We start from the raw sequence: 22297 nt of genomic DNA on the forward strand, positions 1-22297 counted from the left end.
GGCGGCTACTTCTTGTCCAGCTGGTTGGCCCAGAGCTTGGGGTCGTCCACGTTCTCCTTGGTCACCAGGGGTGCGGGGAGCTGGTCCTCGTACCCGTTGGGGATCTTGATGACGGTGGAGTCGTGGTCGGTGGGACCCTCCTTGACCTTGTCGCCCGCCAGAGCCTTCTTCGCCCAGTACAGCGCGATGTTGGCGTAGAGGTCGGCCGGCTGGGAGACGGTCGCGTCGATCGTCCCCTTGCGGATGGCGTCCAGCTCCTGCGGGATGCCGTCGTTGGAGATGATCGTGATGTGGCCCTTCTCGCCCGCGGGGACGAGCCGCTTCTTCTGCTCCAGGAGCGCGAGGGTGGGCTCGAGGAACGCGCCGCCGGCCTGCATGTAGATCCCGTCGATGTCCGGGTGGGCGGCCATCGTGGTCTGCAGCTTGGCCGAGGCGACCTCGCCCTTCCACTCGGTGGCCAGCTCGAACACCTTGATGTCCGGGTAGCTCTTGTCCATGCACTCCTTGAACGCCTCGGAGCGGTCACGGCCGTTGATGGAGGCCAGGTCGCCCTGGAACTCCACGACCTTGCCCTTGCCCTTGAGCTGTTCGCCGAGGTACTTGCAGGCCTGTTCGCCGTACGCACGATTGTCGGCGCGGACGACCATGTAGACGTCGCCCTGGTCGGGCCGGGTGTCGACGCTGATCGCCGGGATGTCCTTCTCGGCAAGGTTGTTGAGGGTCTCGGCGACCGCTCCGGTGTCCTGCGGCGCCATGATCACGGCCTTGGCGCCCTGGTCCTGGAAGGTCTGCACGTTGGCGGCGAGCTTGCCGATGTCGTTCTGCGAGTTGGTGAACGGCAGATGGCCGAGCTTCTCCGTCTTGACGCCCTTCTCCATGTACTGCTGGTAGGAGTTCCAGAAGTCGGTGTCGCTGCGCGGCAGATCGATCCCGACCTTGCCGCCGCCTCCTCCCGCGCCGTTCGCGGAGTCCCGGTTGCAGGCCGACAGCGCGAGGGCGGCTGTCAGTGCGGCGGCCAGCGCCACACTCGTCGTACGGAATCTCATGAGGTCCTCCCTGGGGTGCCAGGCCGCCAGACCGGCCCGTCGGGATAGCGGTGGGCGGCGATCGACTCGGGGTGCATCCGGGCGGAGAAGCCCGGTGCGGCGGGTGCCTGGTAGCGACCCGATGCGACGACCGCGGGGTGCGTGAAGTGCTCGTGCAGATGGTCCACGTACTCGATGACCCGGCCTTCGAGGGAGCCGGAGACCGCCACGTAGTCGAACATGGCGAGATGCTGGACGAGTTCGCACAGTCCGACCCCGCCCGCGTGCGGGCAGACCGGCACCCCGAACTTGGCGGCGAGCAGCAGGATGGCGAGGTTCTCGTTCACGCCCGCGACCCGGGCCGCGTCGATCTGGACGAAGTCGACGGCGCCGGCCTGCAGGAGCTGCTTGAACACCACGCGGTTGGCGATGTGTTCACCGGTGGCGACCTTCACCGGCTGTCCGGCGCGTACGGCGGCGTGGCCGAGGATGTCGTCGGGACTGGTCGGCTCCTCGATCCAGTACGGGTCGAACGGTGCGAGCGCCTCCATCCAGCGGACGGCGTCGGCCACGTCCCAGCGCTGGTTGGCGTCGACGGCGATCCGTATGGACGGGCCGACCGCCTCGCGGGCAAGCCGCATCCGGCGCAGATCGTCGGCCAGGTTCTCGCCGACCTTCAGCTTGATCTGCTCGAACCCCTCGGCGACGGCCTCCTTGGCGAGCCGCACCAGCTTGGCGTCGTCATAGCCGAGCCAGCCGGCCGAGGTGGTGTACGCGGGATAGCCCGTGGCCCGCAGCCGGTCCGCTCTTTCCCGTCTGCCGGGTTCGGCGGCGCGCAGGATGCCGAGGGCTTCGTCGGGGGTGAGCGCGTCGCTCAAGTACCGGAAGTCCACGAGGGAGACGAGCTCTTCGGGGCTCATGGCCGCGAGGAACTCCCAGACGGGCAGGCCGGCTTGCTTGGCGGCCAGGTCCCAGGCCGCGTTGACGACGGCGCCGGCCGCCATATGCATGACGCCCTTCTCGGGGCCGAGCCAGCGCAGCTGTGAATCGTGGGTGAGTTCGTGGTGCAGTGCGGCCAGATCCGCCGCGTCCCGCGGTGCCCTGCGGCCGATGAGGTACGGACGCAGGGACTGGATGGCGGCCGCCATGACGTCGTTTCCGCGGCCGATGGTGAAGCAGAAACCATGGCCCTCGGCTCCGGTGCCGGTGCGGATCACCAGATACGCGGCCGAGTAGTCGGGGTCGGGGTTCATGGCGTCGGAGCCGTCGAGCTGCCGCGAGGTCGGGAAGCGTATGTCCTCCACCTCGAAGCCGGTGACGGTCTCGCTCATGCACGCCCCCGTAACGTCGCGCCGGACATCGGATCTTTGCTGGACATCCGATGTATAGCCCTTGGAACGGGGGTCGTCCAGAGTTCTGACGCAACTTACGGGTTACAGCTCGGATGAATTCCGAGGTGGTGGTTTGGAGGCGATGTCCCCAAGACAAACTCCCCTCACCCTGACCACACCACACCAGGGCCGTGCAAGGGGGCTGCGGAAGGCCCCCGTACAAGCCGTAAGGTTGGGGCGTGCACAGAGGAACGTCGGAAGGAGGCGCTGGGTGATCGAGCTCGAAGGGGTTCCCGAGCTGGTCGACCCGGTCATGGTGGCCGCGTTCGAGGGCTGGAACGACGCCGGCGACGCCGCCTCCACCGCGGTCGCGCACCTCGACAAGGAGTGGAAGGGCGAGGTCTTCGCCGCGCTCGATGCCGAGGACTACTACGACTTCCAGGTCAACCGCCCCACCGTCTGGCTGGACGGCGGCACCCGCAAGATCACCTGGCCGACGACCCGGCTTTCGGTGGTCCGAGTCGGCGGCGCCAAGCCGCGCGACCTGGTGATCGTCCGCGGTATCGAACCGTCCATGCGCTGGCGCTCGTTCTGCAACGAGCTGCTCGGCTTCGCCCATGAGCTGGGCGTCGAACTCGTCGTCATCCTGGGCGCGTTGCTCGGCGACACCCCGCACACGCGGCCCGTGCCGGTCAGCGGTGTGACCTCGGACGCGGATCTGGCGCGCTCGATGAATCTGGAGGAGACCCGTTACGAGGGTCCCACCGGCATCGTGGGCGTGCTGCAGGAGGCCTGCACGCACGCGGGCGTTCCCGCGGTCTCGCTGTGGGCGGCCGTTCCGCACTATGTGTCGCAGCCGCCGAACCCCAAGGCCACGCTGGCACTGCTCAACCGTCTCGAGGACCTGATCGACCTCAGGATCCCGCTCGGTGAACTGCCCGAGGACGCCCGCGCCTGGCAGCTCGGCGTGGACCAGCTGGCCGCGGAGGACAGCGAGGTCGCCGAGTACGTACAGACGCTGGAGGAGGCCCGCGACACCGCCGAGCTGCCCGAGGCGTCCGGTGAGGCGATCGCGCGGGAGTTCGAGCGGTATCTGCGGCGGCGCGACGGCGGCCCCGGGCATGCGACCGAGAGCGGCGAGGGCCAGTTCCTGCGGGAAAGGGACACCCCGCACGACCGCACCAAGCCGCCCTATCCGCCGGCGGACCCGGGGCCGCGGCCCGGCGAGAAGGCCGAGGACGACGACACCGAGGATGCCGGCGGCGAGGACGCGTCGGACTGAGCTACGGGACTTGCGGCCGAGCGCACCGGCGTACGGCCGAGCTCTCCGGCATACGTGCGGGGCGGCACCTGGTGGGTGCCGCCCCGTCCTGCTCTTCCACCGAGACCGTCGAGACCACCGAGTCCGTCGAGACCGTCGAGTCCGTCGAGTCCGTCGAGACCCTCGAGTCCGTACGACCCCTCAGACCTGGTCGACCGCGACCGCGTCGTACGTCGTGTCCGGCCCGGGCTCCGGCACGTCGAAGCGCGCGTTGGGCAGATAGAGGCGGTTACCCCAGGCCGCGGCTGTCGTGGGGATGCGGAACCGCTCCGGATCCGTGATGCGGGTGATCGCCCGGCCGCGCGTGCCCGCCTTGTTCAGGGTGAACACGTCGATCGCGTTCTGCTGTTGCTGCACGCAGTAGAGCGTGCGGCCGAGCAGCAGCAGTCCGTCGCCGTTGGGAATCTTCGCGCCGCCGAGATCGACGGCGGCCGCACGGCCGGTACGCGGGTCCACGCGCATCAAAGTGCCACCGTCGGCATAGGCGTTCACCACGAGCAGGGCCGTGCCGTCCGGGGTGCGCTCGATGCCGTTGGCCGTGAAGTCCGGCCCCTGCACCCAGTCACCCGAGAGCGGCACGGTCGTGACCGCGCCGGGCCGCTGGTGCCGGTCGAGGGCGAGGCGGTAGAGCTGCGGCTTGAAGGAGTCGGTGAACCAGGCGGCGCCCGGCGTGGGGATGACGTCGTTGACGAAGATGCCGTCCACGGTGGCGAGCGTGCGCAGCGCGCCGGTGCGCGGGTCGGCGATCCGCAGCTCGCTGCTGGGGCCGCCGCACAGGAGCAGATCGCCGCTGTCGAGGATCTTCAGCCCGATGGTGGGGTGGTCCGCGCCCTGGCCTCGGACGACGGTCCGGCCGCGCCCGGTGGCCAGGTCCACGCGGTAGACGCCCCCGTGGGCGATGGAGCCGAAGTACGCGTGCGGGCTGCGGCCGATGGTGACGCCCTCCGGCTGGAAGCCGTCCGGCAGCGGGAACTGCCGTGGCCACGCCGCCTTGTCACGGGTTTCGGCCGCCTGCGCCGTGCCGCCGAGACCTCCGAGGAGTGCCGCGCCACCGAGCGCCGCTCCCGCACCGAGCAGTCCGCGACGTGCTAACGGACGGCCTGGTCTGTTGCTGAATGCCATTGCGCATCCTCTCGTGGAGAAGTCGCCAGAAACGGTCAACAGTCGCTCATACCCCATCACATGACGTCTGTCGCCGCAGGGTTTGGCCGAATTGAGACGTGACATCGGATTCAAGGCGAATTGCAGGGGGTTCCCTATTCAACTTGTTTTCAAACTCAGTTGGGGCGACGGGGGGTGGACGGATCCGCACAGCCGTAGCAGGGTGGGCCCCGGAGAACCGCGGAGCAGCACCCGGCGTACGACGGCAGCAGGACTCGTCCGAGGGGAGCGCACAGCGATGACCGACCAGGTACAGCCGCCGCAGGGACCGGGCAGCACAGGCCCAGGACCCGACGGAGCGGGATTCACCTATCGAGGCGCCGAGCAGGAACTGATCGTGGTCGCACGGCCCGAGGCCCTGCTGCGCGCCGAAGGGGCCTCGGTGCGCTCGGCGGCCGGGGCCGATGTATCCGCCCTCAACATGTTCCTCAGCGATGAACAGCTGGCTCTGGAGCCGCTGTTCGGCAACGAAGAGCGCATCCAGGCCGCCGTTCCCCCTCAGCGGATCCAGGAGCCGGGCCCCGATCTCACCCTGTTCTACCGGGTGCGCGGCGGCCGCGAGCGGGCCCAGGAACTGCGGTCGCGGATGGCCGCGCTGCCCGAGATCGATACGGCCTACGTCAAGCCCGGCGCCGTACCGGCGACGCTCGGGCCCGTACGGCAGACCACCGAGGAGAGTCAGCGCCTGAAGGAAGGCGCTCCCGAGACACCCGACTTCACCTCGCGCCAGGGGTATCTGCGCCCGGCCCCCGAAGGCATCGACGCCCACTGGGCCTGGCAGCGGCCCGGCGGCAGCGGTGAGGGCGTCACGATCATCGATATCGAAGGCGCCTGGCAGCTCGGCCATGAGGACCTGTCGGCGAAACTCGCCGGCGTCGTGCTCGGAACCCCCGTGCAGGACATCGCCTGGCGCAACCACGGCACCGCCGTGCTCGGCGTCCTCGGCGGCGACCGCAGCCGGCGCGGGATCACCGGGATCGTGCCCGAGGCCGTGACCGCGGCCGCGTCCTTCCAGGGCATCGGCTCCGCCGCGGCCATCCACGCGGCGGCCGAGAAGCTCACGTACGGCGATATCGTCCTGATCGAACTGCACCGCCCGGGCCCGCAGTTCGACTACGAGACACGCGACGACCAGCGCGGCTACCTCCCGCTCGAATGGTGGCCGGACGACTATGCGGCGATCCGCTGGGCCACCGCCAAGGGCGTCATCGTGGTCGAGGCCGCGGGCAACGGTGCCGAGTCGCTCGACGACGCGGTGTACGAGCGCAAGCCGGACGAGTTCCCCGAGTGGTGGCGCAACCCCTTCAACCCGTCCAACCAGCCCTCCGGCGCGGTCCTGGTCGGGGCGGGCGCACCGCCGCCCGGGACCCACGGCCGCGATCACGGACCCGACCGTTCCCGTCTGGCGTTCTCCAACTACGGTGCGCGCGTGGACGCCCAGGGCTGGGGCCGTGAGACCACCACGACCGGCGGCTCGTGGAACCGGCCCGGTGACCTGCAGGGCGGTGCCGAGGAAATCGCCTGGTACACCGACACGTTCTCCGGCACTTCGTCGGCCTCCCCGGTGGTGACCGGAGCGCTCGCCTCGCTGCAGGGCATGCTGAAGGCCTCCGGGTCGGCACCCATGTCCCCGCAGCAGGCGCGTGAGGTCCTGCGCGCCTCGGGCACACCCCAGCAGGACACGCCCGGCCGCCCCGCATCCCAGCGCATCGGCAACCGGCCCGACATCAAGTCGGCGCTGACCCGGCTGCTCCCGTCGGCGATCGGCTCGGGCCAGGCCGAGCGGTACTGGGACGAGCTGGTCCCCTATCCCCGTGAACTCCCGCCCCGGCTCCGGCTGTTCGTGGCCGGCGCCTGGCGCAACCTCAACCATCCGGCACCGGAGGTCCGCCAGGCGGTGCACTCCGCCTTCGCCGGCGGCCGGCCGGACATCCGTGTCTGGTACGCGGACGACGAGATCGTGGGCCTGGTCGTCACCGGCTGAGGCCGCGCGATCCCCGTACGACGGCATCCATCGACGGCATCCATCGATCACAGCACTCCATCACCGAGGGAAGGTGGCACCCGCATGAGCACCACCCCGCAGATGAGTCAGCAGAGTCAGTACGGACAGCAGTTGCCCCAGCAGGGCGGCCAGCAGTTCCAGCAGCCCGGGCAGCAGTTCCCGCAGCAGCAGTTCCCGCAGCAGCAGGGACAACAGCCCGGACAGCAGGGCTTCGGGCAGCAGGGTTACGGGCAGCAGCAGGGCTTCGGCCAGCAACCGCAGCAGTCCTACGGACAGGGGCAGTTCGGCCCGCAGCAGTACGGGCAGCAGTCCGAGCAGCAGTACGGCCAGCAGCAGGGGCAGGGGCAGGGGCAGCAAGGACAGCAGGGGCCGAGCACGGCGCCTCCGCAGGCACAGCAGCAACTGCAGCAGTTCGGTCAGCAGCAGTTCCCGCCGCAGCTGCAGCAGCAGCTCCAGCAGATGGGGCAGCAGCCGAACATCCAGCAGCTGCTCCAGCAGATGGGCCAGATGGGCCAGATCGGTGCCGAGGCCATCCAGAGCGGTGTGGCGACCCGCTACTGGGACGTCGTGGACCCGCTGCCCGGCCAGCCGCCGGTCCTGTTCCTCCTGGTCGACAACCTCTGGCGGGAGCTGCACAACCCCAGCCAGGTGATCCAGGACGTGGTGCAGCGCGCGTTCATCGCGGGCCACCAGGTTCTGGCCTTCTTCGACAGCGCCTCGCCGCACCAGATCCAGGCGATCGTGGTCAACAAGTAGGCAGCGCAAGCAGGCAGGTGCAGGGCGGGGAGAACTCTCCCGCCCTGCACCTGCCTGTGTTCCTTACGCGCAGTGGAACCTGGCCGCAGCCCAGTCCCCGTGGTCACCGCTCTTCGAGCCGTTCGTGTCGGTGATCTTCAGCTGGACATGGCGTGCGCCGTCCAGGTCCACGTCCACCGGCACGGTCGCCGACGCCCCGGTCACCTCGGGCGAGGTCCACAGGACCTTGCCGTCGGCCTCGACCGAGAAGGCCACCTCTCCATAGCCGTTGATCTCGTCGTCGATGCCGACGTCGGCGGTCAGCTTGGAGCAGCGGCCGCCGAGATAGACCTCGATGTCCGAGTCGGCGTGCGCGCCGATGCCCTTCTCGTACGTGGTCCCGGCGAGCGTCAGCGCCCGGCCGTCCTCGGCGCCGGATTCGCCGTTGCTGCGGTCGCGTTCCGGCGGGCCCCAGCCGTTGGTGGCCTTCAGCCACGGCAGATCGCTCGCCCAGGCATCGGCGGTCGGCGGCGGGGGCATCACCGCCACGGCGAACCGCTGTACGGAGGTGCGGTCCTGGCCCGCCGCCCGGTAGCGGGCGGTCGCGGTCAGTGAGGCCTCGCCGTGCCGCGCGTCCTTGTCCGGGGTGACGGCCACCTCCACCCGGCGGGTCGTACCGGCGGGAATGCGGTCGACGACCGGTGCGGAGGTCACATGCCAGCCGTCCGGCGCCTCGATCCCCACCTGGACCCCGGTCGCGTCCCGGCTGCCCGCCGTGACGTCGACGGACACCTTGCCGCCCACTCCGGCACCCAACTCCTGTTCCACCGGCGCCGAAAGAGCGGCCTGGGCGCCGGGCACCGCACCGCCGACCGCGCTGGTGTCCTCCAGTTCGAGCACGAAAGCCCGGTCGGTCCGCAGCTTCGCGGTCTTGACCTGGACCACGCCTGCGCGGTCGTCCCGGTCGTACCACCAGCCCTCGGCCGCCGCGTCGAACGCGGCCCTCGATGCCAGCCGCGGCAGCCCACGGTCGCCGAGCTCCACTCGGCTCGGCGCGTCCCCGGTGTGCACGGTGAAGCGGTACGGACGGCTGCGCTGCTTTCCGCTGAACTCGCCCTCGCTCGCCCCGATCCGGACGGACACGTCACCGGCGCCCTGGCGCGGGGCGGCGACGTCCGCACGCTGGGTGGCGTACTTCCCGGCGCGGTGTTCCCGCGTCACGCCGTCGTCCTCGTACAGCGTGAAGGAGGACTTCCCCTGCGGATAGACATCCCAGGCGAGCGGCGACTCGGCCGTGCGGTCCTGGTACGAGCGGATTCCGGGCCACATCGGAACCGAGGCCCCCGCCCGTACGAACAGAGGCAGCGTGTCGAGCGGCGCACTGTAGTCGTCCAGGGTGACCGGGCCCTGGTGCACGCGCCCGCTCCAGTAGTCGATCCAGGTGCCCTTCGGCAGATAGATGCCGTCGCGCACGGTGGAGTCCTGGTACACGGGTGCGACGAGGAAGTCCTCACCGGTCAGGAACTCGTACTTGGCCGCGTCCGTCCCGGCCTTCGGATCCTCGGGGTACTCGAGCGCGAGCGGCCGGACCGGTCCCACACCGGTCTTGGTGGCCTCGTGCGCGTACGAGTACATGTAGGGCAGCAAGGACTCCTTGAGCTTGAGGTACTTGCGGTTGATGGAGGTGTACGGCTCCCCGTACCGGAAGGGCTGCTTGTCGCTCGCCGCCCAGCCGTTCATCGTCATGAGGGTCGGCAGGAAGGCCTTCCACTGCAGATCACGCGTGTACGTCTTGGCGCTCCCGCCGAAGATGCCGTCCACGTCACCGGTGGTGTAGGCGAGACCCGACATGGTGGCACCGGCGTACGTCGGGATCTGGAAGCGGATGTTCTCCCAGCTGCCCGACTGATCGCCTGACCACTGCACACCGCAGCGCTGCGCGCCCGACCAGCTCTCGGGTGCCCAGGTGAAACCGCGGGCATCGCTGTGGTCCTCGATCCCCTGATAGGCGTCCTTGCAGCCGTCGAGGGCGAACTTGTAGCCCTCCCCCACCCAGGCGACATCCAGCTTGGCCACCCGCTGTCCGGCCTTCACCTGGTCGGCGAGCTGGTCGATGCCGTCCTCGGTCCACAGACCGAGCTGCATCTTGCGGTCCTGCAGGCCCTCGGCGGTCTCGGCGAGGTTCTCGTAGCCGCAGCCGTAGCCGTCGTTGACGAGCATCCAGCCGTTCGGCATGTCGTGCTCGAGATAGCCGTCGGCCACCTTCAGGGCGTCGAGGGTGTGCCGCTCGCCGCGGTTGGCGTTGTGCAGATAGCAGTCGGCGTCACCGATCTCCAGACCGTAGACCGGCGGCAGGAACGGCTTCCCGGTCAGCCGGGTGTAGGAGCCGATGACATCCTTCGCGCTGTCCGCGCCGTCGCCGGTGAAGTAGTAGGCGTCGAAGCGCTGTTCCTTCGCCGAGGCCGTCACGGGGTCGGCGAAGGAGTACGTGTTCGGGGCGTACGTATTGCGGTAGACGCCGTATCCCGACGAAGACAGGTAGAACGGCACGGAGTTCGGGTGGCCCCCGTCGTCCCAGTTGTAGTCGACGCCGACTTCGACGGTCTTGCCGCGGTGCGAGGTGTTGCCGTGGCCGTTCTGCATTCCGGCGCCGTAGTACTGCTCGTCGGCGCCGCGCGCGAGGCTCTGTGTGGTGCGCTCACCGTTCCAGGTGAGGCCCTTGGTCTCCGCCCAGACCTGACTGCCGTCGGCCCGGTGCAGCGCGAAGCGCAGGGGCTTCTTGTAGGCGCGCAAGGTGACCTGGGATGTGGAGAGCTCGTAGCGGTCGCCCCTGTCGCGCCACTTGGTGGCGGGCGGGGTGCCCTGCGGCAGGACGATGTCGGTGCCGGTGGGGTCGGTGAACGCGCCGTCCGGCGCGAGCTCGATACGGAAGGTCTCGGCCGTCACGAAGGAGACGCGGACCTCGGCGGCTCCCGCGGCCAGGCGGTAGACGGACCCGTCGGCGGCGAAGCCGGTGATGTCGCCGACGGTGGTGTCCGCCGGCTCGGCCCGCGCGGCCTGCCCGCCGCCGGGTCCTGCGAGCACCGCGAACAGACCTAACAGGGCGGCAACTGCCGTTGCCCTGAACCACTTTGGAGATCTCATGGCGCGTGTGTAGCAGCTGTGCACAGGCGCCACCATGGACTGGGAAAGGCCGCTTCTGGACTTTCCGAAGCGGCCTTCCTCGTGGATCCGCGGTTCTTCGTGCCGCCTAGAGAGCCACGCCCAACAGCGCGTCCACTGCCCGCGATACGAGCCCCGGAGCCCTCTCGTCCGTACCGCCCGCCGAGCTCTGCAGCTCGGCCCAGCGGTCCACGGCCTCGAGCGCGGCGGGCGCGTCGAGGTCATCCGACAGGGCCTCGCGGATCTCCTCGACGAGGGCCTCGGCAGCCGGTCCGTCGGGACGCGAGACCGCGGCGCGCCAGCGGCCGAGGCGGGCCACGGCGTCGGCGAGCACCTGGTCGGTCCACTCCCAGTCGGCCCGGTAGTGGTGCGAGAGCAGCGCGAGCCGGATGGCCGCCGGGTCCACTCCGTCGCGGCGCAGCTTGGAGACGAAGACGAGATTGCCCTTGGACTTGGACATCTTCGCGCCGTCGAGCGCGACCATGCCGGCGTGCACGTACGCCTTGGCCATGGGGAACTCGCCGGTCAGCACCTGGGCGTGCGAGGCGCCCATCTCGTGGTGCGGGAAGGCCAGGTCGGAGCCGCCGCCCTGGACGTCGAAGCCCATGCCGAGGTGGTCGAGGGCGATGGCCACGCACTCGATGTGCCAGCCCGGCCGACCGGCGCCGAGCGAGCCGCCGTCCCAGCTCGGCTCGCCCTCGCGGGCGGCCATCCACAGCATCGGGTCGAGCGGGTTCTTCTTGCCGGGCCGCTCGGGGTCGCCGCCGCGTTCGGCGGAGAGCAGCTTCATGGCGGCGGTGTCGAGGTTCGAGACCTTGCCGAAGTTCTTGTCGGAGTCGACCGAGAAGTAGATGTCGCCTTCGAGCTCATAGGCGGCGCCCATGTCCCGCAGCCGCTCCACGAGCGGAACGATGCCGGGTATGGCCTCGACCGCGCCGATGTAGTGCTGCGGCGGGAGCATCCGCAGCGCGGTCATGTCCTCGCGGAACAGCGCCGTCTCGCGCTCCGCGAGTCCGACCCAGTCCTCGCCGTCGCGGATCGCGCGCTCGAGCAGCGGGTCGTCGACATCCGTCACGTTCTGCACGTAGATGACTTGCCGCTTCGTGTCGAGCCACACGCGCTGCACGAGGTCGAACGCGTTGTAGGTCGCCGCGTGACCCATGTGGGTCGCGTCGTACGGCGTGATGCCGCAGACGTAGATACGGGCGACGGGACCGGGGTCGAGGGGGATGAGCCCACCGGTCGCGGTGTCGTGAATGCTGAGGTCGCGGCCCTTGCCGGGCAGGGCGGGGACCTCGGAAGCGGGCCAGGCATGCATTCATTGAGCGTAACCGGAGGGGTGTTCTGCTTACGACCCGGGTTTCCGATCTTGTCCGGATCGCGCACTCAGCGGGTAGGGCACACACAGCCCCTGCGGCGCTTGAGCAGATCCGAACGAAGTTCGGATGCCGGGGTCCGGGGGCAGAGCTCCCCGGTTTCGGGAAGGGGCGGGGTGGGGGAAACAGGCCGCGGCAGGCGCCACGGGCCCGCACCCGCGACAAGCGGCACCCGACGACGCGCACCGGGCGGGGGCTCTGCCCCCTGCACCCCCGGCACAGCTGCCACCTACACGGGCGGCCAAGGAATAGCCGGCCACTCCCCCGACGGCACCGGATGCACCCCGGACCGCAGCAGCCCCCGCACCCGCGCCCGGGTCGCGTCGACCTCGGCCGGAGTGAGCAGCTCGCCGAGGCGGACCGCCAGCGCGCCCTCGGGCGCGAGCGCGGCCGACAGCTCGGTCAGAGCGGTCAGGGCCCAGGACGGTAGCGGCTCCCCCGCCCACCCCCACAGCAGCGTCCGCAGCTTGTTCTCGGTGTGGAACGTGACCCCGTGGTCGATTCCGTACAGGTGCCCCTCGGGCGCGGCCAGGAGATGCCCGCCCTTGCGGTCCGCGTTGTTGATCACCGCGTCCAGGACCGCGAGCCGCCGCAGCCGCTCGTCGTCCGCGTGCACCAGCAGCGCCTGGCGCCCCTCGCCGACCTCGGCGAAGGCCACCGCCTTCCAGCCCTCGCCCGGCTCCTCGGTGTCCAGGAGCGCGAGCAGCCCGGGCCCGGGCTCCTCCGGGGCGTCGATCCACAGCTGGCACATGCCCGTGCCGTAGGGGCCCTCGCGCAGCACGGTCGGCGGCACCAGGCCCCAGCCGGTCGCCTCGGAGACCTCGTACGCGGCGACCTCGCGCTCGGCGAGCGTGCCGTCCGGGAAGTCCCACAGGGGGCGCTCGCCCGCGACCGGTTTGTAGACGCACGCGGCCGAGTCGCCCTCGTACGAGAGATCGCAGAGCAGCACCGCGTTGGACGCCTCACGGATCCGGCCGCGCACGGTCAGCTCGCCGTGGGTGAGGAGCTCGGCGGAAAGCTTGGAGGAGCTCACGCCCCGCGGCGGTATCCGTTCTGGCGCGGACATACGTGTCCTTCCGGATCGAGCGGCAAAGAGCACAGCGGGCACGGCGGACGGCCCGCGTTCACCACGTCAAGGGCGCGCTTGGCGAAGGCCCGCGCCTGCGCACCGCTGAGGCGGACCCGCAGCATCGGCGGGCCGTTCTCCTCGTCCTGGAGCAGCTGTTCCTCGGCGGCGGCGAGATCGTCCTCGCTCTCGGCGTCCAGCTCGACCAGGGCCTGCGCCTCGACGATCATGCGATCGGCGTCCCCGTCCCAGGCCAGCGCCATGGTCCCGACCCGGAACTCCTCCTCGACAGGGGCGTCGAGCGGAGCGGTGTCGGCGTTCTCGGAAGGGGCGACCGCCGGGACCGGAGCGCTGCCGCCGCTGCGCCGTACGACCTCGTCGAGCAGCTCGTCCATCCGCTCGGCCAGCGCCGCCACCTGGGTCTTCTCCAGCGCCACGCTGGTCACCCGGCCGCCGGCCGAGGCCTGCAGGAAGAACGTACGGCGTCCGGGCAGACCCACCGTGCCGGCCACGAAGCGCTCCGGCGGGTCGTACAGGAACACCTGACGGGTCACGGACTCTGCCTCTCCCTGCGATCGGCGTCTTCGGAAACGGAAACGGAAGCTTGTACGCGGAACGGTGCCACCCTACTGCGGCCGACGATCACGGTGCGCCCGCATCTCCCCCCACTGTGGCGTCCGACTGCTCGGGCCCGGAAGGCGCGGCGGGCGGCGCCAGGGAGCTCAAGTCCCCGGTGTCTCCCAGGCGTACGAGAAAGGGGCGCAGCCGCGTGTAGCGGATCACGGTCACCGAGCAGGGCTCCACGGAGATGCGCTGGAACAGGTCCAGATGGAGGCCGAGGGCGTCCGCCACAAGGGACTTGATGATGTCGCCGTGCGAGCACATCAGATACGCGGCCTGCGGTCCGAAGTCCCGTTCCACCCGCGCATTCCATTCCCGTACCGCCTCCGCGGCCCGGTGCTGCATCTCGCGCATTGATTCACCGCCCGGGAAGGCGGCGGCGGTCGGATGCTGCTGGACGACCTCCATCAGCGGCTCACCGGCGAGTTCGGCCAGCTTGCGGCCTGACCAGTCCCCGTAGTCGCACTCGACGATCCGCTCGTCCTCATGGAGTTCGAGCCCGTCCCGTACCGACAGCAGCGGCGCGACCGTCTCCCGGCACCGCTGCAGCGGACTGGTCACGGCCAGCGCGAGCGGCACCCCGTCCAGCCGCCCGGGCAGCCCGCCGGCCTGCGCCCTGCCCCGCTCGTCGAGCGCGACCCCGGGCATCCGCCCGGCGAGCAGCCCCTCGGTATTGGCGGTGGACCGTCCGTGACGCACGAGAATCAAGGTGGGCATGCGGCCAGGGTAGGCGCCCGAAAGCGCCGCACAGAATGCATGCTCCGCCGTATCCGGGAAAGATGCCCACCGTGATCGTGGACTGCGCCATCTACCGGGAAGGCCGCCGGACCAAGGGCCCGGAGGACTTCTCCGATGCCCTGGACGAGGCGCGCACGAGTGGGGACGCGTTTCTCTGGCTGGGGATGCACGAGCCGACCGAGGAGGAGTTCGCCCTCGTCAGCTCCGAGTTCGGACTCCATCCGCTGGCCGTGGAAGACGCGCTGAAGGCGCATCAGCGGCCCAAGCTCGAGGTGTACGACGATTCGCTGTTCGTGGTGCTCAAGCCCATCGCGTACGACGTCCAGCGGGACGAAGTGACCTCGGAGGAGCTGATGCTCTTCGTCGGCGACTCCTTCGTGGTGACCGTGCGGCACGGCGAGAGCGCGCCGCTCGGGGTCGTGCGCAGCCGCCTCGAGGAGCAGCCCGAGGTGTTGCAGCACGGGCCCACCGCCGTGCTCTACGCGGTGAGCGACGCCGTCGTGGACCACTACATGGACGTGGCCGACGAGCTCCATCTGGACCTGGAGACCCTGGAGGAGGAGGTCTTCGCGCCCGGCACCTCGGACACCAGGACGCTCGCCGCGCGGATCTACAACTTCAAGCGGCAGATCCTCGAATTCCGCCGTGCCACCGTGCCGTTGACGACACCGATGCTCCGGCTCACGGGCGCGGGCGTGCCGTTCGTGGACGAGCACTCGCGGCTGTTCTTCCGCGATGTGAACGACCATCTGACGCGCGCCAACGAGGGCGTGGAGTCGCTCGACCGGCTGTGCTCGGACATCCTCGCCGCGCATCTGGCGCAGACGGGCGTGCGGCAGAACGACGACATGCGCAAGATCTCCGCCTGGGCCGCCATGGCCGCGGTGCCGACCATGGTCGCCGGTGTCTACGGCATGAACTTCACGCACATGCCGGAGCTCGACCAGTGGTGGGGCTACCCGGGCGCTCTGCTGGTGATGGCGGGGGCGGTGTACGGCCTGTACCGCACCTTCAAACGGCGCGGCTGGCTGTGAACCGCCCCCGGGTCAGGCGAATTCGGGGGCCGAGGCGGCGGGGCCGCCGAGCGCGTCGCGCCGCTCGGGCATCTTGAGGGACACCATCCGCCGCCAGCCGCCGGCCCGTTCGTACGCGTGGACGGCGTGGATGCCCGCGGCGAGCGTCCCGGCCTTGGCCTTGGGCCAGCCGAGGATGCGGCCCATGTGGTCCATGACGGCGAGGCTCACATCGCGGTAGATACGGATCTCGGCCTGGGCGCACTCGCGCAGGATCCGCTGGATGTCACGGCCGTGCCCGGCGTACGCGAAGCGCAGCAACTCCTCGTGGCAGTACGCGAGATGGTTGTCCTCGTCCTTGGAGATCATCTTGACGGCGCGGCCGATGTCGGGATGGTCGCCGAAGTACTTGCGCAGCATGTCCATCTGCTCGGAAGCGCGCTGCTCGGTGACCCTGCTGTGCGCGAGATACGTGATGATGTCCTGCTCACCGAGCGGCTGGTCGCCCTTGAGCTGCTCGTGCGCGAGCCCGATGCCGTTCTTCTCGAGCAGCATCGTGTAGTCGGTCTCGTGCGGGATCTCGCACGGTTCGAGGCCGCGCTTCTTCAGCAGGGCGTTGAAGATCCGCCCGTGCTTGTCCTCGTCCGCGCCATGCCGGGTGATCTTGGGAGCGAGCTCGCGCTGGCTCTCCGGTACGAGCGCGGCGATGCGCGCGTTCTCCCAGCCGCCCTGGGACTCCCCGCTCGCCGCGATGGAACAGAACAGCCGGAAGGACTCGTCGTTGTCGAGGATCTCCGTGAACAGGCTCTTGGCCGAAAGCATGACTGCCACCTCCATGCAGCGATCTGCAGGGTTCCGCAAAGAACGAGTCAAATGCGGTGCGAGGTGCCAGGCAACAGTTGTGTCGGACAACTGCGCTGAAAGACGTATTCCGGCTCGCTTGCGGTTTGCATCCATCTGGCGGTGGACAGCGCCGTAACCGTCCCGTCTCTGGCGCGTTGTTCTCCGTGACGGCCGTGGCGGGGAAGACCCCCCGAGCCCCCACCACGGCCGCAGAAATTCTTTTGCGCGCGTTACGCCAGACCGGCGCGCTCCACCGCTTCCACACCGGCCCGCAGCGCCGCAAGCCGCTCGTCGAGCGTGAAGCCCGCGGGAGCCAGCGTCAGCGTCGTCACTCCGGCCGCCGCATAGGCCTGCATCCGGTCGGCGATCCGGTCCACGGAACCGAGCAGGGCGGTCGAGTCGATCAGCTGCTGCGGTACGGCGGCAGCGGCGCCCTCCTTGTCGCCTGACAGGTACTTGTCCTGGATCTCGGCGGCTTCCTTCTCGTAACCCATGCGCTGGGCGAGCTGGTTGTAGAAGTTCTGCTTGCGGCTGCCCATGCCGCCCACGTACAGCGCGGTGTACGGGCGGAAGGTGTCGGCGAGCGTGCTGACATCGCTGTCGTCGCCGAGCGCGAGCGGCAGCGTCGGGCAGACGTCGAAGCCGTCCATCGTCAGGCCCGCCTTCTGGCGGCCGGCCCGGATGTACTGGAGCGCGGTGTCCTCGATGTGCTCGGCGGACGGGAAGATCAGCAGGGCGCCCTCGGCGATCTCGCCGGTCTGCTCCAGGTTCTTCGGGCCGATCGCCGCGATGTAGACCGGGATGTGCTCACGCGCGGGGTGCACGGTCAGCTTGATCGGCTTGCCCGGGCCGCCGGGCAGCGGCAGCGTCCAGTGCTCGCCTTCGTAGCTGAGGCGCTCGCGGCTCATCGCCTTGCGGACGATCTCCACGTATTCGCGGGTACGGGCCAGCGGCTTGTCGAACTTGACGCCGTACCAGCCCTCGGAGACCTGCGGGCCCGAGACGCCGAGGCCGAGGCGGAAGCGGCCGCCGGACAGCGAGTCGAGGGTCGCGGCCGTCATCGCGGTCATCGCGGGCTGACGGGCCGGGATCTGGAAGATGGCGGAGCCGATGTCGATCCGTTCGGTCTGCGCCGCGACCCAGGACAGGACCGTCGCCGCGTCCGAGCCGTAGGCCTCGGCGGCCCAGCAGACCGAGTAGCCGAGCTTGTCGGCCTCCCTGGCGACGGCCAGGTTGTCCGCGTCCATTCCGGCGCCCCAGTAGCCCAGGTTGATCCCGAGTCGCATCGGCCGCACCCCTTACTGATCAGTAACGTGTATGTGCTCGGGAGCCTATCGGGTGGGGGCGGATTGCGGCAGGGGCCAAGGTGAGCACGGGCGCGGCACGGCTGGGGTCCGCGCTGTCCACAAGGGCGCGGTACGGCTGGGACCCGGGTTATCCACAGGCCCCCACGGGACGGTCTTCGGCCAGTAATCTCAGCGCCCATGGAGCAGAGGCATCTCGGCCGTACCGGCCTGCGCGTATCCCGGATCGGGCTCGGCACCCTCACATGGGGCCGTGACAGCGACGAGCATGACGCCGCCGACCTGTTGAAGGTCTTCTGGGAGGCGGGCGGCACGCTCGTCGACACCGCGGATGTGTACGGGGACGGGGATGCCGAGTACGTGCTCGGACGGCTGATCGAGGGCCTCGTGCCGCGCCGTGACCTGGTGATCGCGACCAAGGCCGGCAGTGTGCCCGACCCCGACCGGCGCTTCGACGGTTCGCGCGGCCATCTGCTCGCCGCACTCGACGCCTCGCTGCAGCGGCTGGGCACGGACTATGTGGACGTCTGGCAGGTGCACGCGTTCGATCCGGAGACCCCGCTCGAGGAAACGCTGCAGGCGCTGGACATAGCGGTGGCGAGCGGGCGTGCGCGCTATGCGGGGGTGTCCAACTTCAGCGGCTGGCAACTGGCGAAGGCCGCGACGTGGCAGCTGGCGGTGCCGGGGGTGCGCACCCGCCTGGCCAGCACGCAGATGGAGTACTCACTGCTGCAGCGGGGCATCGAGCGCGAGGTGCTGCCGGCCGCGCTCGACCTGGGGGTCGGGCTGCTGCCCTCGTCGCCGCTCGGGCGCGGGGTGCTGACAGGGAAGTACCGGCACTCGACGCCGGCCGATTCGCGGGGCGCGTCCGATCACATGGCGCCCTTTGTCGCGCCGTATCTCGACGAGGCCGCCTCGCGGATCGTGGATGCGGTGTCCACGGCGGCCGACGGGCTTGCCGCGACACCGCTCCAGGTGGCGCTCGCGTGGGTGCGCGACAGACCCGGCGTGACCGCGCCGATCGTGGGGGCGCGCACGGCGCAGCAGCTCACCGCCGCATTGTCAGTGGAGGCCCTTAGTCTTCCTGACGAGATCTGCCAGGCGCTCGACGATGTGTCGGCGCCCGTGCACCGCTATCCCGATCAGGACTGGAGCACCCTGTGAGTACGGAGTCCGCAGCCGCGGAGGAACCGCGGACCGACGAGGAGCCGCGGACCGGTGAGGAGCCGGAGACCGAGGGCGCCGCGGGCGTGGAGGGTGCTCCGGACGTGGAGGGCGCTTCGGACGCCGCCGGCTCGGAGGTGTCCGGTGACGCGGAGGTGTCCGGTGACGTGGAGGCGGCTGACGGGGGCGTTGCTGGGGAAGCGTCGGCAGAGGCCGCTGGCGGGGGTGTCGCCGCGGAGGCGTCCGCAGGTGGCGCTGACGGGCCGTCGGAGGCCGAGGCCGAGTTGGCGGCGCAACGTGAGCTTCGGGAGCGCATCGAGAAGCGCAAGGCCGACAAGGACGGGCCGATCGCCGCGGGCGGCAAGCTCAGCGGTACCGCCGCGGATCTGCTCGCGGCCGTACGGGCGGTGGAGAGCGGCGAGAAGCCGGTGACCCGCACCTTCAGCGAGCCGCCCGCGCAGCGCCGTCCGGCCGCCGAGCAGCCCAGGCCCGCACCCGGGCCCCCGGGCCCCCCCCCGGCGGGGGGTCCCCCGGCCGAGGAGGTCACGGCGGTACGGGCCGTGCTGGCCGAAGGCGGTGCCCCCGAGTCCCTCGCCGAACGGGCGACCGCGGTACTCGGGGAAGGCGCCGAACACCAACTGCGCGAGGACCCCTGGCAGTTGCTGCGGGTCGGCGGAGTGCGCCCGGACCACGCCGATGGATTCGCCCGCGCTCTGCTCGGCGACGGCTGCCGCCCCGACGATGAACGCAGGGGCCGTGCCCTGACCGGGTGGCTCCTGGAGCAGGCCGCGGTCGCCGGGCACACCGCGCTCGATGCCGGCCCGCTCAAGTCGGCCCTTGCCCAGCGCGCCGTCCCCGACCCGGATGCCGCGGTCGAGCTGGCCGTGGCGGAGGGCGAAGTCCTCGTCTTCCAGGACGCCTTGGACGAGGGCGCACCCGGCCTCCAGCAGCCCGGAGCTCAGCAGCCCGGAGCTCAGCAGCAGGACCAGGACGAGGACGAGGACGAGGAGCCGGTCGAGCGTCCGGTACGGGTGCTGTTCGGGCTCGAACGGTACTCGCTGGCCGAGGAGAGCCTCGCCGACGCGCTGGCCCGCGTGGTGAACTCGCTGGCCAAGGAAGAGGGTTCGGAGCTCGCGGACTGGGAGAGTGCCGCTTCGGCCGTACGGGGATCGGCGGCTGAACTGATCCGGGCCGTGGCCGGGCACGGTCTGGTGCTGCACACCGGCGGCGAAGCCGCGCGCACCGAAGCCGCGGCTCTCGTGAGCGCCGCGCAAGAGCTGGGCCTGCGGGCCTGCGCGGCGGCCCACACCACGGACGGGCGCCGCCGCCTGGCCGGGACGCTGCCCGACGCCGCGGTCACCGTGGCGGGACTGCTGTCCGGCGCCGAAGGTCCCGGCCGGGACGGTGAAGGCGCCCTGGATCTCGACCTGTTGGTGGTTCTGGACGCACCGCAGCTGGACGTCGAGACGGCGGCCATGCTCGTCGAATCACTCCCCGACGGCGCGCGGCTCGTCCTCAGCGGCGACCCCACCGTGCTGTGGTCCGCGGGCGCGGGCCGGGTCTTCGCCGATCTGCTCGCCGCGCGCGTCTGCCCCCAGATCACTTCGCGTACCCCGGACGAGGGGCCGATCGGCGAGCTGACCTCCGGCATCACCATCGGCGAGCTGAACCAGGTCGAGGCCCCGGACAAGGAAGTGGTCATCGTCCCGGTCCGCGACCCGGGCGAGGCCGTGCACCGCACGGTCCAGCTGGTCGCGAACTCCATCCCGCGCGCCTTCTCGATTCCCGCCGAGGACACCCAGGTGGTCACGGTGGCGCACGGCGGCCCCGTGGGTACCCGTGCGCTCAACTCGGCGCTCAAGGAGCGGCTCAACCCCGGACCCGGCCGCTTCGGCGGCTTCGATCCGGGGGACCGTATCGTCTACGCGCCGGCGCCCGGCCGTACGGTGACGGGGCGTGTGGTGGGCGCCGAGGCGGCGGGCCTTCAGCTGGAGTGCGCGGGCATCAAGTTCACCGTCCCGAAGGACAAGGTCGACGAAGTCGTCCGGCACGCCTGGGCGTTGACCGCACACCAGGCCGTCGGCCGGCGCTGGCCCGCGGTGGTGGCGGTACTGCCGGGGGACGCTGCCGCGTCACTGACCCGCCCCTGGGTCTACACGGCCTTCAGCCGCGCCGACCGCCATCTGTCCGTGGTGCACGGCGTGGACCAGGCACTGCCGCGTGCGGTGGCCGAGGCGCCGGCGAAGCCGCGAACCACCCGTCTGGAGCGTCTGGTTCGGGGGCTGGTGCCGACGCAGGGCTGAGCCTGTCGCGGGTGCGGGGAGCGGGGCCGAAGCCCCGCTCCCCGCACCGGCCCCCCGCACCCCGCACCCGGCACCCCGCACAACAGAACCGTTTACCGCTCGGAATCCAGCGGCTCCAAGGCAACTTCCAGGTCCGGTTCCCCCACCAGATCGAGCCCGTCGTCCAGCTCTTCGTCGAACACCGCGCTCACATCGAACCGGCACACCACCCGCTGCGGATCCACCGTCTCGAACGGTGCCTCCAGCCACTCCCCCGGCTCCGGTGTCCCGTCCGACGCCGTCACCCAGAGCGTGGAGTCGCCCTCCTCCAGGCCGAACTCCTTGTGCCGGGAGGCGATTTCATCCGGCTCGAACTCACCGAACAGCACCCCGAGCGCCGCATGCGCACTCCCGCCGACCTCGTCGGCATCGGACAGATCCCCCGCCGTATCCGCGTCCAGGTCCGCCACCCGCTGCGCCTGGGCGAGCAGCCGCTGCGGTTCCACCACCGCGTAGTCCCGCCGGATCAGCACGCTGAGCGCGCTGGGATCGGCGGGGCCGGCATAGGGCGGCAGATCGTCCTCGGTGCCGGGGATCTCGAAGGGGGTGACCTCGTCGTAGGTGTCGTAGAGCAGTTCGTCGTACGCCTCGGCCGCCGACGCAAGCTCGTTGAACGCTTCGTAGACCCCCGGGTCGTCCTCGCCCGACCGTCCCTCGACCGCGGCAAGGTGGCGGTCGAGTGCGGTCTTGACCGCCTCGGCGGCGGCACGTACCTCGGCAGCGGTGACCTGCGCAGCATCAGACATAGTGCAGACGCTATCCGTACCAGGCCGTTGCCCGCACAATAGATGCGATGGCCGAATACGAATTTCTCGACGTGTACGTGCCGCGCGGGATCTCTCGCAAGGACACGACTCGCTTGTTGACCGAGCATGCCGAGTACGGACACTGGGAGTTGCACCGACTGACCCTGCGCCGCGACGGAAGCCGCCGGGTGCGGCTGCGCCGACGGATCATCCGTCAAGTGCGTGCGACGTGGTGACGTATCCCACCGCAAGGACCTGGTGACAACGGAGTGGGGGCCCCCCACCCGCGGGGCCCCCCCCCCTCTGCATCCCCGCCCCGGGCCGGCCCCCCCCGCCCCCCCCCC

Annotated in this window: 18 protein-coding genes; 7 read left to right on the forward strand and 11 right to left on the reverse strand. The window is 70.5% G+C overall.

All coding sequences use genetic code 11. From position 1 onward, the window contains the following. Window positions 1–5: 5 nt before the first annotated feature. Both JAO81_RS17615 and JAO81_RS17620 read right to left on the reverse strand, forming a co-directional pair. A complete protein-coding gene (locus JAO81_RS17615) occupies window positions 6–1046 on the reverse strand; it encodes a sugar ABC transporter substrate-binding protein (protein WP_199548810.1) in 1041 nt (346 codons plus the stop codon). Beyond that, complete coding sequence (locus tag JAO81_RS17620) at window positions 1043–2356, reverse strand: enolase C-terminal domain-like protein (protein WP_199548811.1); 1314 nt, start codon at window positions 2354–2356, stop codon at window positions 1043–1045. Before JAO81_RS17620 ends, JAO81_RS17615 begins: the two co-directional genes overlap by 4 nt. A 271-nt stretch (window positions 2357–2627) precedes the next feature. On the opposite strand from JAO81_RS17620, the gene JAO81_RS17625 reads away from it, so the two are divergent. After that, window positions 2628–3638, forward strand: a complete 1011-nt coding sequence (locus JAO81_RS17625) for a PAC2 family protein (RefSeq protein WP_199548812.1) — start codon at window positions 2628–2630, stop codon at window positions 3636–3638. Between the two features lie 180 nt (window positions 3639–3818). Here the strand turns inward: JAO81_RS17625 and JAO81_RS17630 are convergent, their stop codons facing one another. Beyond that, window positions 3819–4799 carry an SMP-30/gluconolactonase/LRE family protein gene (locus JAO81_RS17630; protein WP_199548813.1) on the reverse strand — a complete coding sequence of 327 codons (981 nt, stop codon included), beginning with the start codon at window positions 4797–4799 and terminating at the stop codon, window positions 3819–3821. A gap of 277 nt (window positions 4800–5076) precedes the next feature. Here JAO81_RS17630 and JAO81_RS17635 point away from each other — a divergent pair, with 277 nt between their 5' ends. Both JAO81_RS17635 and JAO81_RS17640 read left to right on the forward strand, forming a co-directional pair. Then, window positions 5077–6822: a S8 family peptidase gene (locus JAO81_RS17635; RefSeq protein ID WP_199548814.1), complete on the forward strand. Its 1746-nt coding sequence runs from the start codon at window positions 5077–5079 to the stop codon at window positions 6820–6822. Window positions 6823–6906: 84 nt separating this feature from the next. Continuing rightward, window positions 6907–7599 (forward strand): hypothetical protein, encoded by a 693-nt coding sequence (locus tag JAO81_RS17640; RefSeq protein WP_199548815.1) that lies wholly within the window; start codon window positions 6907–6909, stop codon window positions 7597–7599. Window positions 7600–7662: 63 nt separating this feature from the next. Here JAO81_RS17640 and JAO81_RS17645 read toward each other — a convergent pair whose 3' ends face one another. The 5 genes from JAO81_RS17645 to JAO81_RS17665 all read right to left on the reverse strand — a co-directional run bounded on the left by JAO81_RS17645 (window position 7663) and on the right by JAO81_RS17665 (window position 14520). Then, the gene (locus JAO81_RS17645; RefSeq protein ID WP_199548816.1) at window positions 7663–10722 is read right to left on the reverse strand and encodes an NPCBM/NEW2 domain-containing protein; all 3060 of its coding nucleotides are present in this window, start codon (window positions 10720–10722) and stop codon (window positions 7663–7665) included. A 106-nt stretch (window positions 10723–10828) separates the two neighbouring features. Beyond that, the gene (mshC, locus tag JAO81_RS17650) at window positions 10829–12058 is read right to left on the reverse strand and encodes a cysteine--1-D-myo-inosityl 2-amino-2-deoxy-alpha-D-glucopyranoside ligase (protein WP_199548817.1); all 1230 of its coding nucleotides are present in this window, start codon (window positions 12056–12058) and stop codon (window positions 10829–10831) included. Window positions 12059–12345: 287 nt separating this feature from the next. Then, entirely contained in the window at window positions 12346–13182 is an 837-nt protein-coding gene (locus tag JAO81_RS17655) for an SCO1664 family protein (protein WP_199548818.1), read from the reverse strand. Then, the gene (locus tag JAO81_RS17660; RefSeq protein WP_199548819.1) at window positions 13146–13736 is read right to left on the reverse strand and encodes a DUF3090 domain-containing protein; all 591 of its coding nucleotides are present in this window, start codon (window positions 13734–13736) and stop codon (window positions 13146–13148) included. The genes JAO81_RS17655 and JAO81_RS17660 overlap by 37 nt, the downstream gene beginning before the upstream one ends. An 88-nt stretch (window positions 13737–13824) precedes the next feature. After that, a complete protein-coding gene (locus JAO81_RS17665) occupies window positions 13825–14520 on the reverse strand; it encodes a histidine phosphatase family protein (protein ID WP_199548820.1) in 696 nt (231 codons plus the stop codon). Between the two features lie 62 nt (window positions 14521–14582). On the opposite strand from JAO81_RS17665, the gene corA reads away from it, so the two are divergent. Continuing rightward, window positions 14583–15575, forward strand: coding sequence for a magnesium/cobalt transporter CorA (gene corA / locus JAO81_RS17670; protein ID WP_199548821.1), 993 nt, complete (start codon window positions 14583–14585; stop codon window positions 15573–15575). A 12-nt stretch (window positions 15576–15587) separates the two neighbouring features. Here corA and JAO81_RS17675 read toward each other — a convergent pair whose 3' ends face one another. Continuing rightward, window positions 15588–16376: a ferritin-like domain-containing protein gene (locus JAO81_RS17675; protein WP_199548822.1), complete on the reverse strand. Its 789-nt coding sequence runs from the start codon at window positions 16374–16376 to the stop codon at window positions 15588–15590. 251 nt (window positions 16377–16627) lie between these two features. Further along, entirely contained in the window at window positions 16628–17683 is a 1056-nt protein-coding gene (locus JAO81_RS17680) for an LLM class F420-dependent oxidoreductase (protein ID WP_199548823.1), read from the reverse strand. A 198-nt stretch (window positions 17684–17881) separates the two neighbouring features. On the opposite strand from JAO81_RS17680, the gene JAO81_RS17685 reads away from it, so the two are divergent. Next, window positions 17882–18865: an aldo/keto reductase gene (locus JAO81_RS17685; RefSeq protein ID WP_199548824.1), complete on the forward strand. Its 984-nt coding sequence runs from the start codon at window positions 17882–17884 to the stop codon at window positions 18863–18865. After that, window positions 18862–21168, forward strand: a complete 2307-nt coding sequence (locus JAO81_RS17690) for a helix-hairpin-helix domain-containing protein (RefSeq protein ID WP_374194310.1) — start codon at window positions 18862–18864, stop codon at window positions 21166–21168. The genes JAO81_RS17685 and JAO81_RS17690 overlap by 4 nt, the downstream gene beginning before the upstream one ends. Window positions 21169–21260: 92 nt before the next feature. Here JAO81_RS17690 and JAO81_RS17695 read toward each other — a convergent pair whose 3' ends face one another. Continuing rightward, window positions 21261–21953, reverse strand: coding sequence for a hypothetical protein (locus JAO81_RS17695; RefSeq protein ID WP_199548825.1), 693 nt, complete (start codon window positions 21951–21953; stop codon window positions 21261–21263). A gap of 47 nt (window positions 21954–22000) precedes the next feature. On the opposite strand from JAO81_RS17695, the gene JAO81_RS17700 reads away from it, so the two are divergent. Further along, window positions 22001–22189, forward strand: coding sequence for a DUF5703 family protein (locus JAO81_RS17700; protein ID WP_165330904.1), 189 nt, complete (start codon window positions 22001–22003; stop codon window positions 22187–22189). The last annotated feature ends 108 nt before the right edge of the window (window positions 22190–22297 follow it).

This window comes from Streptomyces sp. N35 (genome assembly GCF_016464295.1).
Lineage (GTDB): Bacteria > Actinomycetota > Actinomycetes > Streptomycetales > Streptomycetaceae > Streptomyces.